Consider the following 16,321-nt stretch of genomic DNA (forward strand, 5'->3'; position numbering starts at 1 on the left):
AGATGACGGAAGATGCACAAAGGTCGACGAATTAAAAATATCGACGATGCCCGAAAGCACCGCCGACAAAATAAAATAGAATTAAGATTGCAACGCGTCAGTTTGAGTTGCAGAAGCGGTTTGCATGTTGGCAAGTACGAAGTACACGATGGCGCCGGTGAATGCACCAGTGAACCAACCGTAGTTGTAGAACCAACCAAGGGCCGGCATATTTAGCGCGATTAAGGTAATGACAACAGGCACTGCAAAGGCGATTAGTCCCGCATTGTTGAACGCTGGATAAAGGCTGTTTGGCGTATAAAGTGCGACCAAATCTAAATGCTGACGTTTGATTAAGAAGTAATCGACAATCATGATGCCAGCAATCGGACCAAGTAGACTTGAATAACCCAGTAGCCAGTTTGAGTACATGCCTTCTACGCTGACATCCGATTCCAACAAACCTAATTTTTTTAGTAATTCCCAACCCATTAGCAGAATGCCAATCAAGCCAGTTAGCAAAGCGCCACGAGTATGATTAATCAGTTTTGGTGCTAAGTTCTGGAAGTCGTTAGTCGGAGAAACCACGTTGGCTGCAGTATTCGTTGAAAGCGTGGCAATGACGATCAAGATCATCGCAATCGCGACCCAGAATGGGCTGTCGATTTTACCAATCAAAGAAATCGGATCAGAAATGGTTTCACCAACCAGCGTGGTTGATGCAGCCGTTAGCACCACGCCTAAGGCCGCGAAGAAGAACATAGTGATAGGCAACCCAACGATTTGACCGATAACCTGATCTTTTTGCGATTTTGCATAGCGGCTAAAATCGGGAATGTTCAATGATAATGTCGCCCAAAAACCAACCATAGCCGTTAGACCGCCAAGAAAGTAACCCATAAAACCAGCGTCCGCAGGACGGCTTGCTGGTGTTGCAAGCAGTTCAGTAAAAGATACCTTGTCGCTCGCCCAAAACATCAGACCAATGGCAACGATTAATAACAATGGTGCAGATAAGGTTTCCATCCACTTGATAGATTCCGCACCGCGAATTACCACGTACATGTTCAGAGCCCAGAAAATGAAGAAGCCGATCACTTCGCCGACGCCACCTAAACTTGCCCAACCATCGGATACAGCAGACAAGAACAAATGAATCGCCAAGCCACCAAACATGGTTTGAATACCAAACCAGCCACAGGCCACCAGAGCACGAATCAAGCACGGAATGTTTGATCCGATCATGCCGAATGATGAACGCAATAACACAGGAAAAGGAATACCGAACTTAGTGCCTGGGTAGGCATTCAATGTCAGTGGAACCAGCAAGATAATGTTGGCGACGAGAATCGTAAATAACGCTTCCATCACCGACAAACCAAAGTAGGCGGTTAGAACACCACCCAAAGTATAGGTCGGCACACAAATAGACATACCCACCCATAACGCGGCGATATTCCATTTGCTCCAAGTGCGATCTTTCACTTTAGTTGGCGCTAAATCGTCGTTATACGCTGAACTTTGTTGCAGGTCGCGATCGACCTCCAACTCATAAAACTCACCTTGTTTAACAGACTTGCTGGTCATTTTTGCCACCTCTTCTATTTGTTGATGTATTTATAGGTCTTCATTCAAGTTGAGCTGCTTTATGAATCTCAGCCCGCGTTTTTTCTTCTCTTGTATTCTTTCAACGTGCTAATTTTATTGATGTTCTTTAGCGATGCGTTCGCTGGCTTCGAGCATGGCGTGCAGCAGCACATTGGCTCCGGCAGCACATTCTTCTGGTGAGCTGTATTCCGCTTCGTTGTGACTGATGCCGTTCAAACAAGGCGTAAAAATCATTCCCGTTGGAACAAGATCTGCCATGTAACAGGCGTCGTGTCCCGCACCGGCGTAAATGTCCATGTGGCTATAACCGAGTTTTTCCGTAGCAGCTTTTACGTCATCGGATGCGTTGAATTCCACTGGAGCGAAATACCAAAAAGGATCGACGTTGACGTCTAAACCATGGTCGAGAGCAATTTCTTTGCAAAACGCCAATAGCTCTTCGTGCATGGTAAGTAAGACATCAGGTTTGGGGTTACGAAGGTCGGCGCTGAATTTCACATTGCCCGGAATCGTATTGCGTGAGTTTGGCCAGACTTGCATAAAACCCACCGTACCCAATCCATTTTCATGACGATTGGCGATGGCATTTATTTCTGTGACAATGGCAGAAGCCGCTAACATAGCGTCCTTGCGAAGATGCATTGGCGTGGTGCCTGAATGAGAAGGGCGACCTACAACCTCGATGTTGTACCAGCGAATACCTTGGCCTAGTCGGACGATGCCGATGGCTTTTTCTTCGTCTTCAAGAATCGGGCCTTGCTCGATATGCGCTTCGAAAAATGCGCCCATGTGTCGGCTGCCCAGTTCCATATCGCCTAAATAACCAATACGCTCTAGTTCGTCGCCGAGTCGAATGCCATTGACGTCAGTTTTATTTAATTCGGTTTCCAGATCGAATCGGCCGACATAGGTCCCTGAGCCTTGCATAGCTGGTTGGAAGCGCGATCCCTCTTCGTTGGTCCAGACTGAGAACTCCATTGCGGTGGGCGTTTCAATGTTGTTTTCATGAAGTGTGCGTAATACTTCAACACCAGAAAGAACGCCAAAGACACCGTCGAACTTGCCGCCAGTAGGTTGAGTATCAAGGTGGCTACCTGTTCCAACGGCGGGTAAATCATTGTTTTTGCCAGAGCGACGGGCAAAGATATTGCCGATTTTATCGACTTCAACGGTACAGTCGCAGGCTTCACACCAAGAAACAAAAAGGTCGCGGGCTTGCTTGTCTAAGTCTGTTCCTGCAAGACGGTTACAACCGCCTTTCTCTGTACCGCCAATGTCGCCCATTTCCACTAGGGTGTCCCATAGGCGTTGCTCGTTGATACGAAGGTCTTGCATAGCTTGCTCCTACTCCTGCTTTTTACTACCTTTACCAAAAGGTAAAAAACGTCGATAAAAAAACATCAACAACTTGTCTTTCAGGTCAGCAATAAGCAGGCCAAGTTTTAATCAAGTTTGCTGAGAAAGGCTCGTTAGAGTCATCTGACTGTGTTATTTTAAAACCTGAAAAGAAAGATAATGTTTAATAAAAACAGCGTCTTATAAGATTGAAAAAGATTACATTTTTTATTTAAGGCGGGTTGAATTTTGGTTGAGAAGAAAACGAAACGCACAAGACAATCAATTAATAGAGAAGAGTTAGAGTCTCGTATATTGCGTTCTGCCGAAGTGTTATTTGCAGAAAAAGGCTACAGCGGTTCGTCGATGGAAGCGATAGCTGTGACGGCAAATATTTCCAAGCAAAATCTTATTTATTACTTTCCAAACAAAGAGTTACTCTACAAACGCGTGTTAAAAGAGATGCTCGATATATGGATAGAAAAGCTGTCTTTCCTCGAAACTCAGGGCGACACACCCGAAGCGGTTATTCGTCGCTATGTGCGTGAAAAAATGCAGCTTTCACGACTGTATCCCAATGGCTCTAAAGTCTTTGCACATGAGATTATCAGCGGTGCACCAGTTTTAAAAGAATACTTAATTAGCCATTTAAAACCTCAATTTGATCGTGATGTTATATTAGTTAAGTCATGGATAAATAAGGGATTAGTTGACGATATAGATCCTGAACATCTATTTTTTACCATCTGGGCAGCGACACAAACCTACGCAGATTTTTCTGTACAAATGGAAGTGCTATTAGGCAAACATCGCTTGGATGAAGATGATTTTGAACGAGCGGAATTAGCAGTAACAGATTTCGTTGTGCGCGCTCTTGGTGCCAAAAAAAATAATTAAAAATAATTTCATAGATTTTTTCTTCGGTTATTTCAATAAATGGCGTTTTTTATGATCAATTGAATTGTGTAAAAAAACGCCACTTTTCATCACCTTAACCTTTTGGTTAACTTTTTGCTTAACTAAACTTTAGAACGCTAGCCCTTTATCAGTGCGTGTTTTGCACTAATAAAAACAATTTACTATGCGCAAAATGATTGCTATTAATTTTTATACCAAATGGTAAAAAAGTTAATAAAACCTCATTTAATCACTAAAGCGTGGAGTGAATATGATCTCTGATTCTGAAGCCATATCTTATGAGTTTGCTACTGGGCCAGACTTGTACGCACTCTGCCAAGAAGCCGCTAAAGCGCGTGATAACGCTTGGGGCAAACAGCTAACTTATTCAAAAAAGGTTTTTATACCTTTAACTAATATGTGTCGTGACACCTGTGGTTATTGCACTTTTGTGCAATCGCCAGATTCGCCTCACGCTAACTATATGACGCCGGAGCAAGTGTTAAAAACTGCACGAGAAGGCGCAGCATTAGATTGCAAAGAAGCTTTGTTCAGCTTGGGCGAGCGTCCAGAAGAACGTCATCAGAAGGCTCGCGACATGCTTGCCCATTTAGGTTACGACAGCACCTTAGATTATCTGCATGACCAATGCGAAAGCGTGTTAACTCACACTAGCTTATTACCTCACGTGAATGCGGGTGCCTTGTCGTTCGACGAACTGAAACGCCTAAAACCCGTCGCCGCCAGCATGGGGATGATGCTTGAAAACGTGTCCAACGATTTACTCAAGAAAGGTCAAGCCCATTATGCTTGTCCAGACAAAACGCCAAAACGTCGACTCGACACCATAGAGCAAGCGGGTCGACTTGATATCGCCTTCACTACGGGAATCCTTATTGGTATTGGTGAAAGCTGGACAGACCGAGTAAACAGCCTTATCGCCATTCGTGATCGCCATCTTGCCTATGGGCATATCCAAGAAGTCATCATTCAGAACTTTCGCGCCAAAGCAGGCACGGCAATGGCCGATTATCAAGAACCCAATTTAGACGACATGAAGCGCACCATCGCCGTTGCCCGTTTGATCTTACCCGATGACATCAGCATACAAGCGCCACCCAATTTGGAAGTCGAATACGGCAGTTACATCAATGCGGGCATCAACGATTGGGGCGGCATTTCGCCTTTGACCAAAGACTTCATTAACCCAGAACGAGCATGGCCGCAGATCAGTAGCGTGGCACAAGCTTGTGAAGGTTTGGGTTATTCGCTGGCAGAACGTCTGACCATTTATGACCGCTTTCAGCATCAGGACAATAAATATCTAACACCTAATTTAACGCAACGAGTCGCGTCGCTGGTTAGCCGTGCAGCTCAAGTGAGTGGAGGAGTTATCGCATGAACCTATTTCCTTTAACGTCAAACAATGCCCAAGTAAGTGAATCTGTTCGAACTATTTTGGATAAGTCTTTATTGGGCGAAGAGCTGAATGTCGAAGACGCCTGTGTGCTGTTTGCTACGCAAGGTGCAGAAGCCCAAGCGGTGTTAGACACCGCTGATAAAGTGCGTGAAAAACGCGTCGGCAATGTCGGCACCTTTGTCATTACGCGCAATATCAATTTCACTAACGTGTGTTACATGGGCTGCCGATTTTGCAATTTCGCCAAAGAGAAAGGCGATAAAGAAGCGGAGTTTTTAACCGTTGAGCAAGTTGCAGATCGAGCCGAAGAAGCTTGGCATCGCGGTGCGACAGAAGTCTGTATTCAAGGTGGATTGCATCCAGATATAGACGCAGATTATTACCGTAACCTAATAATCGCCGTGAAAAAACGTGTGCCAGAGATTCATATTCACGCCTTTTCTCCATTTGAAATTTGGTATGGCTGCAAAAAAGGTCGCCTTGAGCCAGAAGCCTTTTTGACCGAGTTAAAAAATCTTGGTTTGGGGTCTATGCCGGGCACAGCTGCGGAAATTTTAGACACCGAAGTACGTAAACAACTGACCAAAAACAAACTCACCACAGAAGAGTGGGTGCGTATTATTAAAGCCGCCCATTCGGTTGGTGTGCCGACGACGTCGACTATTATGTACGGTCACGTGGATCAGTCGATTCATTGGGCAAATCACCTCAAATTATTGCGCGATATTCAAAAAGAAACTGGTGGATTTACCGAGTTTGTTCCCTTAGGTTTTATCCATTACGAAACCCGTTTATACAATGACAACCCAGATAAGGTTCGCCCTGGCCCAACGCAAGACGAGCATTTCAAAATGCACGCCATTGCTCGCCTGATGCTGCAAGGTCATATCGATAATATTCAAGCGTCATGGGTAAAAATGGGTCCTGATGTAGCCGCTAGGATGCTGCGCTCAGGTGCCAATGATTTGGGCGGCACCTTGATGAATGAAAGCATTTCCCGCGCAGCAGGAGCCACTCATGGGCAAGAAGTGTTTCCAGAGGACATGGTCGCCAATATCCAAGCGGCGGGTTTGCATGCGGTACAGCGTAGTACCAAATATGAAGTGGTAAAGGACTATTTAGTTGAAGGAAATGGCGTCAGCTCAGCATTAACGAACCGCATTGCGATTCAGGGAGTGGCGTAATGGCAAGTTTAAATATTACTTTGTTGGCGGGTGGTGTTGGTGGTGCCAAAGCCGCAGAAGGCTTGGCAAAAAGCCAATACGCCAGCTCGACTAAGATTATTGGCAACATTGCTGACGATGATGAATTTCACGGTCTTTGGGTCTCGCCAGATATCGATACCTTGATTTATTCCTTAGGCGATCAGATTGACCGCCAGCAAGGTTGGGGACGTAAAAACGAAACTCACCAAGTACTCACCGAGCTAAAAGCCTTAGGGCAAGACACTTGGATGACCCTTGGGGATTTGGATCTCGCCACGCATATTTACCGAACGAATTTAAAACACCAAGGCGTCAGCGCTAGTGAGATTACCGAACGTTTGGCGAAGCGTCATGGCGTTAGCGTGCCGATTTTGTTGCCGACTAACGATGTGGTGCAAACCCGAGTGAAGACACCTCAAGGCTGGTTGTCTTTCCAAGAGTTTTTTGTACGTGAGCATTGTCAGTCCGACGTGCTGGATATTGAATATCAAGGCATCGCAAACGCCAAGCCGACTCCTGAAGCCTTAGAACAAATTGCTAACAGTGACCTGATTATCATCGCGCCGAGCAATCCTATCGTCAGTATTGGCGCGATTCTCGCTGTGCCGGAAATTCAGCAAGCAGTGGAAAAAAGTGGCGCTTATGTTATTGCCGTTTCGCCATTGATTGGCGGAAAAACGGTAAAAGGTCCTGCGGACAAAATGCTCGAAAGTGCAGGGAAAAGCATCGATTCAAAAGGCATCTATGACTGTTACAGCTCCTTTTTGCATGGCATGGTGATTGATAATGTGGATCAGCAAGACGCCGCATGGTTACAAGGGCAAGGCCTTGATGTACTGGTCACACCAACCCTGATAAAAACACCTGAGGAGAAAACCGCCTTGCTCACTCAAGTGGTCGAGTTCGCCTTGTCTTCTAAAAAGCAGAGGGCGGCCTAATGACACATCATTCAGCAATGTATTCGCCAAGTATTTATCACTTAATCGATAAGCTTTGCGTAGTGATTCCGATGAAATCGCCCAAGCGCTCCAAACAAAGACTGGTTGGCAGTTTGTCGGATGCGGCTCGTGAAAGCTTGTCCCTGACACTGTTTGAAAACACCTTGGCATTTTTTCAGCGACATTTCCCCATGTTAGACGTGCTGGTGGTGAGTGAATCCCTTGAAGTACTTAGTATTGCTCAATCTTATGAAGCAAACACCTTGTTTGACGATGGGGAAAAGGGTTTAAACGGCGCGTTGGATTTTGCCTGTGATTGGGTGAAAAAATCCGGCTACGACAGCCAACTTATTGTTCCTAGTGACATTGCGGTTTTGGACCCTAAAGAAATCACCACGTTGATGACGGCAATTCATGACGCGCAAGTAGTGATTGCCGTTGCCAAAGACGGCGGTACTAATGCGTTATTAACATCGCCTCCGGATGCGATTCATTTTGAATATGGTTGTGATTCGGCGTCTGCCCACAAAGCTAACGCCGCGAATAATCGACTGGTTTGTCGTAGTTTGCATCTTGCCAATCTCGCGTTGGATATCGATCAGAGTGAAGACCTTAAAGTTGCCGTGATTCGTCAACCTGAACGCTTCAAAGCATGGCGCGACACTGGTTCCTCATTGATGAAAAAATCGCTCATTAAGGAACGCCACTATGCCTGATTCAATGAGTATGTTCCGCTTGATGGGCTTGCCGGATTTTCAGCAGGGCGACGATTTAGCACAAAAAATTATTGATACCTTAACTACGCAAAATCAAACCTTGGTAGCTGGCGACATCTTGGTCATTGCTCACAAAGTGGTATCTAAAAGCGAGGGTGCTTGTGCCTATTTGGAAGACATTACGCCCAGTGAAGAAGCCATCGAGTTGGCGAAAACCGTTAATAAAGACCCGCGTAAAGTTGAAGTTATTCTTTCGCAATCAACACGTATTGTTCGAGCGATGAAACGACCTGATCAAGAAGAAGGCGTGCTGATCGCAGAACATAAAAATGGCTACATCTGCGCCAATGCGGCGGTGGATGAATCCAATGCCGACCATCCCGGTCAACTGATTTTACTCCCCGAGGACCCAGACAAAAGTGCGCAATTACTGTGTCACAAATTAGAAGCCCATTTTTGCTGTGATTTGGGCGTGGTGATCAGCGACACCTTTGGTCGTCCTTGGCGATTGGGGCAAACCAACGTGGCGATTGGCTTGGCGAATGTGCCGGGCGTGATGCACATGTTGGGTGAGCTGGATGCCTTTGGACGACCTTTGAGTGTCACCGCGCCAGCCTTTGCGGATGAACTGGCTGCAGCATCTGGCTTACTGATGGAAAAAAGCGCCAAGTCACCAGTGATAGTTTTTCGTGGTTTATCTTGGCCAAAAACAGACAGCTCAAGTCGAGATCTTATTCGAGCCCACAATGAGGATCTTTTTAGATGAAAAATCCGATGACAGAATCAATGAAAAAAATGGTGAATAAACTATGAATGACTCTACAAATAAAGTCGCCATCATTGGCGGAACTGGCCCACAGGGCAAAGGACTTGCGCTGCGTTTGGCACTGGCTGGCGTCAGCGTGGTGTTGGGTTCTCGTGATCCTGCCAAGGCAGAGGAAACCGCTAAGGCATTGGTGGCCTTGTTAGCTGAAAAAGACTGTCAGGCAGACATTACTGGTTTGTCGATGGAAGACGCGACCAAAGCTGCAGAGGATCTGGTGATTTTATCTGTTCCTTATAGTGGTCACGATGCCACCTTGACCACATTAGCGCCATTGCTCGTCGGAAAAACTTTAGTCGACATCGTTGTGCCATTGGCTCCGGGTAACCCAAAAGCTGTGGTGATGCCAGCAGCTGGCTCGGTGACAGAATCGGCGCAGTTGTTATTAGGCGACGAAATTCCTGTTATTGGCGCCTTACATAACGTGTCGGCAGTGACTTTGAATGACTTATCTCGTGGCATCAACTGCGACATCTTGGTGTGCGGCAATGACCTTGATGCCAAAAAACGTGTCATGGCGTTAATCGAAAAAATGGGTACCAAAGCTTACAACGCTGGGTTAGCTGAAAGCGCTCGTTGCGTTGAAGCGCTAACGCCGATTCTGATTCGTTTGAATATTTCGAAAGAGGTGCCGTTTTCTCATGCGGGAGTTCGTATCTGCCCACCCGATCATTAGGTGCGATTACTGAGCTCACCAATACTTTGTTAAAAACAGACTCAAAATGCTCATTTATAACTTATAGACTCCGCTTTTTCGTCTGTTTTTGCCTCGTCTTGGTTTTGCTCAGTACATCTTAACAAGTTATCTGAAACATATTATTTAGTAATTAAAAGCATAATCACAAGAGGAACACATTATGGAATTTGGCATTACGTTTAAAGGCTTCGTCAGCCCAGATCGCGCACGAAATCTTGTTCGTCAGGCGGAAGCCGCTGGCTTCACTTATTGCTGGTTTTACGATTCTCACATTCTTTGGCGTGAGTCATTTGTCGCCATGGCAATGTGTATGGAACACACCAAAACCATGCGTTTTGGTCCTTGTGTGACCAACCCGAATATTCGTGACTGGTCTTTGTCAGCCAGCTTATACGCGAGCTTAGCGCATCAAAGTAATGGTCGTTTCGACATTGGTCTTGGTCGTGGTGATTCTTCTATGCGTGTCATGGGCAAGAAACCAGCGACACTAGCGCGTCTTGCGGAATTTACCACCAAGGTAAAAGCTATGGTGCGCGGCGAAGAAGTGGAATACGGCGAATGTCCTGAACCCGTTAAATTGCCTTGGGCGACAGGCTATGAATTACCTGTTTGGATTGGCGCTTATGGCCCGAAAGCCTTAGCCACCGCTGGTGAAGTTGGCGATGGTTTGATTTTGCAAATTGGTGATCCTGATTTGGTGAAATGGTTTAAAGATCAAGCCATTAACGCTGGTGAAGCTGCAGGTCGTGATATGTCTAACTTCAAAGTCCAAGCCGCTGCGCCAGCTTACTTTGGTGATATGGATTATTGTATCGAGCACACTAAATGGTTCCCTGCCATGGTGGGTAACCATGTGGCAGATATCGTTGAACAATATGGCAGCGACTCCGGTTTAGTGCCAAAAAGCTTAACGGATTACATCGAAAAACGCCGTGGTTATGATTACTCCAAACACGGTCAAAGCGACAACCCATTCTTGGATTTCATCACCGAAGACATAGTGAAAAGCTTCTGTGTATTGGGAACCGTCGAGGATCATATTGCCAAGATTAAAGACCTAGAAACAGCGGGAACCACGCAGTTCAACATTTACCTAGACAGCGGCGACGAAGAAGAAATCATCGCCAAATACGGCAGAGACATTATCCCCGTGTTTAATGGTTAAGCTTAGAAGGTCTAAGCCTTTGTGATCATCGACCGAATAACATTCTCCTCGAAACTACCGCCTACCTCGTCGGAATGTTATTCGCTCATGATGTTTGAGTCAGCGGATATGTTTTTGCGGTCATCGACCGAATAACATTCCTTCTCGAAACTACCGCCTCCCTCGTCGGAATGTTATTCGCTCATTATGTTTGGGGCGTTTGCGGATATGTCTTTGTTCCTTCCCCTTATCACTTCCAAGGGGAAGGTTAGGGTGGCGTCGCCTTGAGTCAATGATGATCATTGCGCCTCAGATGGCTTTCAAAAGCTCGTATCATCAGCGATAAGCTGAGTGTGAGTACGAGGTACATGAAGGCGACGACGTTGTAGGTTTCGAAGAATTGGAAGGTGGAGGAGCTGAAGACTTTGCCAAGTTGGGTGATGTCTTGCACGCCTAATACCGAGACGAGCGCAGAGTCTTTGATCATGGCGACGAGGTCGTTGCCAAGAGGCGGTAAGATTTTACGCATGGCTTGGGGAAGGGTGATCAAGCGGAAGCGATGCCAGTTTGATAAGCCTAATGCTTTTGCGGCTTCTATTTGTCCTTTGCCCACTTCTTGAATGCCTGCGCGGAAGACTTCTGCAATGAAGGCGCTGTAACTAATCGCAAGGGCAATAATGGCGCGCCATAGAAGAGTAAAGTCTCGTGTGCGAGCTTCTTCTATCCAGCCCGCTTCTATCGGCATTTGTAATGCCCAGTTGTAGAGTTTTACCATTTCCGGTGCGCCGACAAAGGCGATGTAGAACAGTAGTACGAGAACGGGCACGCCGCGAAATATTTCTACATAAAAGCGTGCAAATTCACGAAGAATGCGATGACGAGAAAATCCTGCTAGTGCAATTAATAATCCAAGAAAACTTGCCAGTATAAAGGCGGTAAATGTTACGCCGATTGTCGTCAGTAATCCTTCGCTTAGTGCGCCGGCTATGCGTTGGTAGCTTTGGTCGGAAACCATGTTCCATAGCAGAACCAGAGCAATAATAATGATGGTGACGAGCCACCAAGGCGTGCGTTCTAGGGATTTTTTAAAGGGCATAATACATTCATAGCAAGACCGTTCCGTGGTGGTTAACAATAAAAAACGGATCGCTATAAAAGTATAAGATCCGTTGCTGTGAGTTTGTTGTTTCTATTGACGGGTTTTTTTAGCGGTTATAGTCGAAGAACCATTTTTTGTTCAGGGCTTCTAATGTGCCGTCTTTTTTCATGCTTTCGATTGCCGCATTGATCGGTTTAACAAGGTCTGAACCCGGAGCCAAAATGAAGCCAAAATCTTCAGAACCCAACGGGCCGCCAACAATTTTGAATGCACCAGGATTGGCGCCGATGTAACCACGGGCAGACGCGGCGTCCATTAGTACGCTGTCGACATCGCTAGATTTCAGCGCTTGAACTGATGCTCCAAAGGTGTCTAGTAAGGTGATACGAGGGTTGTTTTCATCGTCATCAAGCACATCGTAAACGGCTACATAAAAGTTGGTTGTGCCTGCTTGTGCACCAAATTGTAAGTCGGGGTTAGCGGCAAAGGATTTGGCATCATTAAAGCGTTTTTCATCGGCACGAACCAACATGAACTGTTGAGAGGTCATGTAAGGAATGGTGAAGTCAATTTGCGCGGCGCGTTCTTCATTAATTGTGATGCCGTCCATACCGACATCGTATTGGCCCTGTTTGACGGCTTGGATCATGGTGTCCCAGCTACTTAGGTGCCATTCAATGTTAGCGTTTAGACGCTTGCCAATTTCGTTCATGGCGTCGTATTCCCAACCAATGCCTTCGCCCGTTGCTGGATCGACAAAGTTAAGTGGTGTGTAGGCATTTTCGGTGACGGCTAAAATAGTACGGCCTTTAAGGTCAGGCAAGCTGTCGGCGAAGCTGAAGCTGCTGATCGAAACGGCAGCGATAACCATCAAACGAGATAACAGAGACACCATGTTTTCATACCTTTTATAGGGTTGCTTTAAATTGGTTGTGATTATACACAGCCATAGTGCAAAGATCTCTAGCAAGCTTTAGGCCATCAAGTGGCATCTGGTGGCGTAAGCGAGTATATTTGCTTACCAGTATTTAAATCGATGAATGTGCATTTTTTAGGCTGCGATTAAGGTTACTATGTCCCGCGAATTACCACCTCAACAGGCTTTTCAAACCCATTGCTTAGCGCAAATGGGCGTGGTGTCCTGGTTGTCTATTGAGAAAAATGAGTCTGTCACGGACAGTGTTTCGGGTACGGTTTTCATGCCAGTACAGCCTTGGCCTATTGATATGGACGCGCCGTCCAACTCTTCCTTTGCAGACTCTTATCGCGATCAGCCTTCAGCCGGATTTAGATCTGCTGAGCCTGTGCCCGCTCCAATGCCTAAATTATCGCCTGAAGAAAAAGAGCCCTTGGTTCATAACCTTCGTGAGCAGTTAAATGCGGGACCGGAAATTATCGTCGAAGATTTGCAGCCAATTGAAGAATTGGCTGTCGATATTGTGGTTGAGCCAGATCCAACGCTGAACACCCAAATTACGCGATTGAATATTCATGCTTACGCCTTGTCTAATAAGCTTTTGATTCTAAGTGATGTACCTCAAGTATTTTCCCAAGCAGAAGACATTGAGCGTTTGGCGTTAAAAATGGGGCAAGCCTTGTTAAAACAGCCGATTGATGAATGGCAGGGCAGTGCGTTTAGTTGGCCGGGGCAATTGCGCAATCCGTACTTCTTGAATCGTACCGATTGGCTGTTTGGCGCGTTAGAAAGCTATGTGGGCCGTTTGGTAAAAGATTTTCCTGATACTCCATGGCTAGTGCTGGCTGGTGCACAAATTACTCAGTTGGTGGAAGATTTACCGCCTGAAAGCCTTTTAAAACAATATCCTACTGCGCACATCGTAAGTTTGTCTGAATTGTATCGTATTCCTGAACTGCGCAAGGACGCATGGCAAGCGATGCAATCAAGCTTTTTCCGTTAATCTCTTTGCCTTTGATGAGGCGTTTAATTTTATGATTCCTTCTGTTTCTATTCGTCTGGCGATTCAGTCAGATTTACTACCTATTATTCAACTTGATGCCTTGTCTAACCCTCACCCTTGGGGTGAAAATTTGGTCGCTGAAGCATTACAAACGCGCAAAAATTGGGTTGTTGAATTAGGTGATGCGACGCAAAAATCGATCGTTGGTTGGTTAACTGCTTCGGTGGTGCTTGATCAATCCGAATTAGAATTAATTGTGATTGATTCCTCTGTCCGTAGACAGGGGCTAGCCAGACAGTTGATGATAGTTTGGTCAGAAGCGGTCGCGCAGCAAGATGTCAGTGAGCTGTTATTGGAAGTGCGCGAGTCGAATCTAGGAGCCATTTCGCTGTACGAATCGTTAGGGTTCGAACAAGTTGGTCGCCGAAAAAATTATTATCAAATAGAAAAAAAAGGACAAACAGAACAAGGCCACGAAGCGGCATGTTTGTTTACGCTAAAAATAGAAAAGTTTTTAAACGCAGTAGTCGCATGAAAGCTTTTATGAATTTAATGTATCTGAAAGAGGTAAGGTATGAGCAAGGTATTGGTTCCTATTGCTAACGGCAATGAAGATATTGAAGCCATTACGATTATCGATGTGTTGCGACGTGGTGGCGTGGAAGTCACTGTGGCGAGTATTCACGAGACCAAACAGGTTGTTATGGCGCACGGCACGAAACTCGAAGCCGATGTTTTATTAACCGAGGTTGGCGAGCAAATCTTTGATGCCGTGGTGTTGGCTGGTGGAATGCCAGGTGCTGAGCATTTACGTGATTGTGAATTGCTAATCGATATATTGGAAAAACATGACATCCAAGATGCTTTATTAGCGGCTATTTGTGCGTCACCGGCGGTAGTGTTTGGTACTCATGGTTTTGTCGTAGATAAACAAGCGACGTGTTACCCAGGTTTTGAAGATGGATTGATTGGCGCTGAGTACATTGCCAATGAACCTGTAGTAATGGATGGTAACATTTTGACAGGCAAAGGGCCTGCCGCAGCTATGGTTTTTTCATTAACTGTATTAGGTAACTTAAATGGTTACGACGCTGCCAAAAATGTAGCTGATGGATTGTTGTGCTAAGAGGTTATTTTGCTCTATTTTTATTCTTGACTAAGAAGTCAAGAAAAAATGCGTTCAAATTCCGTGTTTTTGCCTGTTTTCTCGGCAATTCGGTGGACGCAAAAGCCGTATAAGAGTAGAATTAGGCAGATTTTTTGAACGCGAGATCCATTGGTTATCCATCATTGGAAGAACGGCAAAAACGCAATTTCTTAAAAGCGAGATGAGCCGCCGGTTTATCTCGCTTTTTTGCAACCTGATAGTCTCTAAATGGGAGGTTCCTTTGGCAACATCAGCGATTCTGGCTCTGGAAGACGGCACTATTTTTAAAGGGGTGTCGATCGGAGCAGATGGCTCCTCAACGGCCGAGGTAGTATTTAACACCTCGATGACCGGTTATCAAGAAATTCTTACTGATCCTTCCTATGCTCGACAAATGGTCACCTTGACCTATCCCCACATCGGGAATACTGGCGTTAACTCTGAAGACGAAGAATCCGACAAAATTTGGTGTGAAGGTTTGATTATTCGTGATCTTCCTTTGGTTGCTAGCAGCTGGCGCTCACAAGAATCTTTAGATTCTTACTTGAAGCGCAAAGGCGTGGTTGGTATTGCCGACATTGATACTCGTAAATTGACACGTATTCTACGAGAAAAAGGCGCGCTAGCAGGTTGCATCATGGCAGGTGAAAGCCTAGATGAAGCGGCTGCGGTTGCTGCTGCCAAAGCTTTCCCAGGCTTGAAAGGCATGGATCTAGCGAAAGAAGTAACGGTAGAGAAAGCATACGAGTGGACTGAGTCTACTTGGGATCTTGTGAAGGGCCACTCTACGCCAGAATCTTTCGATTTCCACGTGGTTGCTTATGACTTCGGTGTGAAACGCAACATTCTTCGTATGTTGGTTGAGCGCGGTTGCCGTTTAACTGTTGTGCCAGCAAAAACTCCAGCAAGTGACGTTTTGGCGATGAATCCAGATGGCGTATTCCTATCCAATGGACCTGGTGACCCAGAGCCATGTGACTACGCGATTCAAGCTATTAAAGAAATCCTAGAAACAGAGATTCCTATCTTTGGTATCTGTCTTGGTCATCAGCTTTTAGCTTTGGCTTCTGGCGCGAAAACCAAGAAAATGAAGTTTGGTCACCACGGTGCAAACCATCCGGTACAAGCTATTGAAAAGGGCACAGTGATGATCACCAGCCAAAACCACGGTTTTGCGGTAGACGAAGACACTTTGCCAGCTAACCTTGTGATGACTCACAAATCTTTGTTCGATGGCTCTTTGCAAGGCATCGCGCGTACAGATAAGAGTGCATTCAGCTTCCAAGGTCACCCTGAAGCGAGCCCGGGGCCACATGATGTTGCACCCTTGTTCGATCAGTTCATTGAAAACATCAAAGCCACTAAAGCCTAAAAGTAGGAGCGGAGCGAAATAT

Annotated in this window: 16 protein-coding genes; 12 read left to right on the forward strand and 4 right to left on the reverse strand. The window is 45.8% G+C overall.

All coding sequences use genetic code 11. From position 1 onward, the window contains the following. Positions 1-81: 81 nt before the first annotated feature. Positions 82-1,566, reverse strand: a complete 1,485-nt coding sequence (locus TY87_RS08605) for an NCS1 family nucleobase:cation symporter-1 (RefSeq protein ID WP_198432062.1) — start codon at positions 1,564-1,566, stop codon at positions 82-84. Positions 1,567-1,680: 114 nt separating this feature from the next. After that, the gene (locus tag TY87_RS08610) at positions 1,681-2,922 is read right to left on the reverse strand and encodes a Zn-dependent hydrolase (protein WP_100186755.1); all 1,242 of its coding nucleotides are present in this window, start codon (positions 2,920-2,922) and stop codon (positions 1,681-1,683) included. A gap of 249 nt (positions 2,923-3,171) precedes the next feature. Between TY87_RS08610 and TY87_RS08615 the strand changes: the two genes are divergently transcribed. The 8 genes from TY87_RS08615 (at position 3,172) to TY87_RS08650 (ending at position 10,783) form a co-directional block, all read left to right on the forward strand. After that, a complete protein-coding gene (locus TY87_RS08615; RefSeq protein WP_100186756.1) occupies positions 3,172-3,819 on the forward strand; it encodes a TetR/AcrR family transcriptional regulator in 648 nt (215 codons plus the stop codon). Between the two features lie 271 nt (positions 3,820-4,090). Continuing rightward, the gene (cofG, locus tag TY87_RS08620) at positions 4,091-5,221 is read left to right on the forward strand and encodes a 7,8-didemethyl-8-hydroxy-5-deazariboflavin synthase CofG (RefSeq protein ID WP_100186757.1); all 1,131 of its coding nucleotides are present in this window, start codon (positions 4,091-4,093) and stop codon (positions 5,219-5,221) included. Continuing rightward, on the forward strand, positions 5,218-6,423 hold the full coding sequence (cofH, locus tag TY87_RS08625) for a 5-amino-6-(D-ribitylamino)uracil--L-tyrosine 4-hydroxyphenyl transferase CofH (protein ID WP_100186758.1): 1,206 nt from the start codon (positions 5,218-5,220) through the stop codon (positions 6,421-6,423). Before cofG ends, cofH begins: the two co-directional genes overlap by 4 nt. Further along, a complete protein-coding gene (cofD, locus tag TY87_RS08630) occupies positions 6,423-7,382 on the forward strand; it encodes a 2-phospho-L-lactate transferase (protein ID WP_100186759.1) in 960 nt (319 codons plus the stop codon). The genes cofH and cofD overlap by 1 nt, the downstream gene beginning before the upstream one ends. Then, a complete protein-coding gene (gene cofC, locus TY87_RS08635; RefSeq protein WP_100186760.1) occupies positions 7,382-8,098 on the forward strand; it encodes a 2-phospho-L-lactate guanylyltransferase in 717 nt (238 codons plus the stop codon). Before cofD ends, cofC begins: the two co-directional genes overlap by 1 nt. Then, positions 8,091-8,864, forward strand: a complete 774-nt coding sequence (cofE, locus tag TY87_RS08640; protein ID WP_100186761.1) for a coenzyme F420-0:L-glutamate ligase — start codon at positions 8,091-8,093, stop codon at positions 8,862-8,864. The genes cofC and cofE overlap by 8 nt, the downstream gene beginning before the upstream one ends. 43 nt (positions 8,865-8,907) lie before the next feature. Beyond that, positions 8,908-9,597, forward strand: a complete 690-nt coding sequence (gene npdG / locus TY87_RS08645; protein ID WP_100186762.1) for an NADPH-dependent F420 reductase — start codon at positions 8,908-8,910, stop codon at positions 9,595-9,597. A gap of 181 nt (positions 9,598-9,778) precedes the next feature. Then, the gene (locus TY87_RS08650; protein WP_100186763.1) at positions 9,779-10,783 is read left to right on the forward strand and encodes a TIGR03842 family LLM class F420-dependent oxidoreductase; all 1,005 of its coding nucleotides are present in this window, start codon (positions 9,779-9,781) and stop codon (positions 10,781-10,783) included. Positions 10,784-11,051: 268 nt separating this feature from the next. On the opposite strand, the gene TY87_RS08655 is transcribed toward TY87_RS08650, so the two are convergent. Continuing rightward, a complete protein-coding gene (locus TY87_RS08655) occupies positions 11,052-11,858 on the reverse strand; it encodes an amino acid ABC transporter permease (RefSeq protein WP_100186764.1) in 807 nt (268 codons plus the stop codon). 109 nt (positions 11,859-11,967) lie between these two features. Then, entirely contained in the window at positions 11,968-12,756 is a 789-nt protein-coding gene (locus TY87_RS08660) for a transporter substrate-binding domain-containing protein (protein WP_100186765.1), read from the reverse strand. Positions 12,757-12,934: 178 nt separating this feature from the next. Here TY87_RS08660 and TY87_RS08665 point away from each other — a divergent pair, with 178 nt between their 5' ends. The 4 genes from TY87_RS08665 (at position 12,935) to carA (ending at position 16,299) form a co-directional block, all read left to right on the forward strand. Then, positions 12,935-13,780 carry a hypothetical protein gene (locus TY87_RS08665; RefSeq protein WP_100186766.1) on the forward strand — a complete coding sequence of 282 codons (846 nt, stop codon included), beginning with the start codon at positions 12,935-12,937 and terminating at the stop codon, positions 13,778-13,780. Positions 13,781-13,811: 31 nt separating this feature from the next. After that, positions 13,812-14,315: a GNAT family N-acetyltransferase gene (locus tag TY87_RS08670; protein WP_100186767.1), complete on the forward strand. Its 504-nt coding sequence runs from the start codon at positions 13,812-13,814 to the stop codon at positions 14,313-14,315. Positions 14,316-14,354: 39 nt separating this feature from the next. After that, positions 14,355-14,906, forward strand: coding sequence for a DJ-1 family glyoxalase III (locus tag TY87_RS08675; RefSeq protein ID WP_100186768.1), 552 nt, complete (start codon positions 14,355-14,357; stop codon positions 14,904-14,906). A 262-nt stretch (positions 14,907-15,168) separates the two neighbouring features. Beyond that, on the forward strand, positions 15,169-16,299 hold the full coding sequence (gene carA, locus TY87_RS08680; RefSeq protein ID WP_100186769.1) for a glutamine-hydrolyzing carbamoyl-phosphate synthase small subunit: 1,131 nt from the start codon (positions 15,169-15,171) through the stop codon (positions 16,297-16,299). The last annotated feature ends 22 nt before the right edge of the window (positions 16,300-16,321 follow it).

The organism is Marinomonas sp. BSi20584 (assembly GCF_002792415.1).
Lineage (GTDB): Bacteria > Pseudomonadota > Gammaproteobacteria > Pseudomonadales > Marinomonadaceae > Marinomonas > Marinomonas polaris.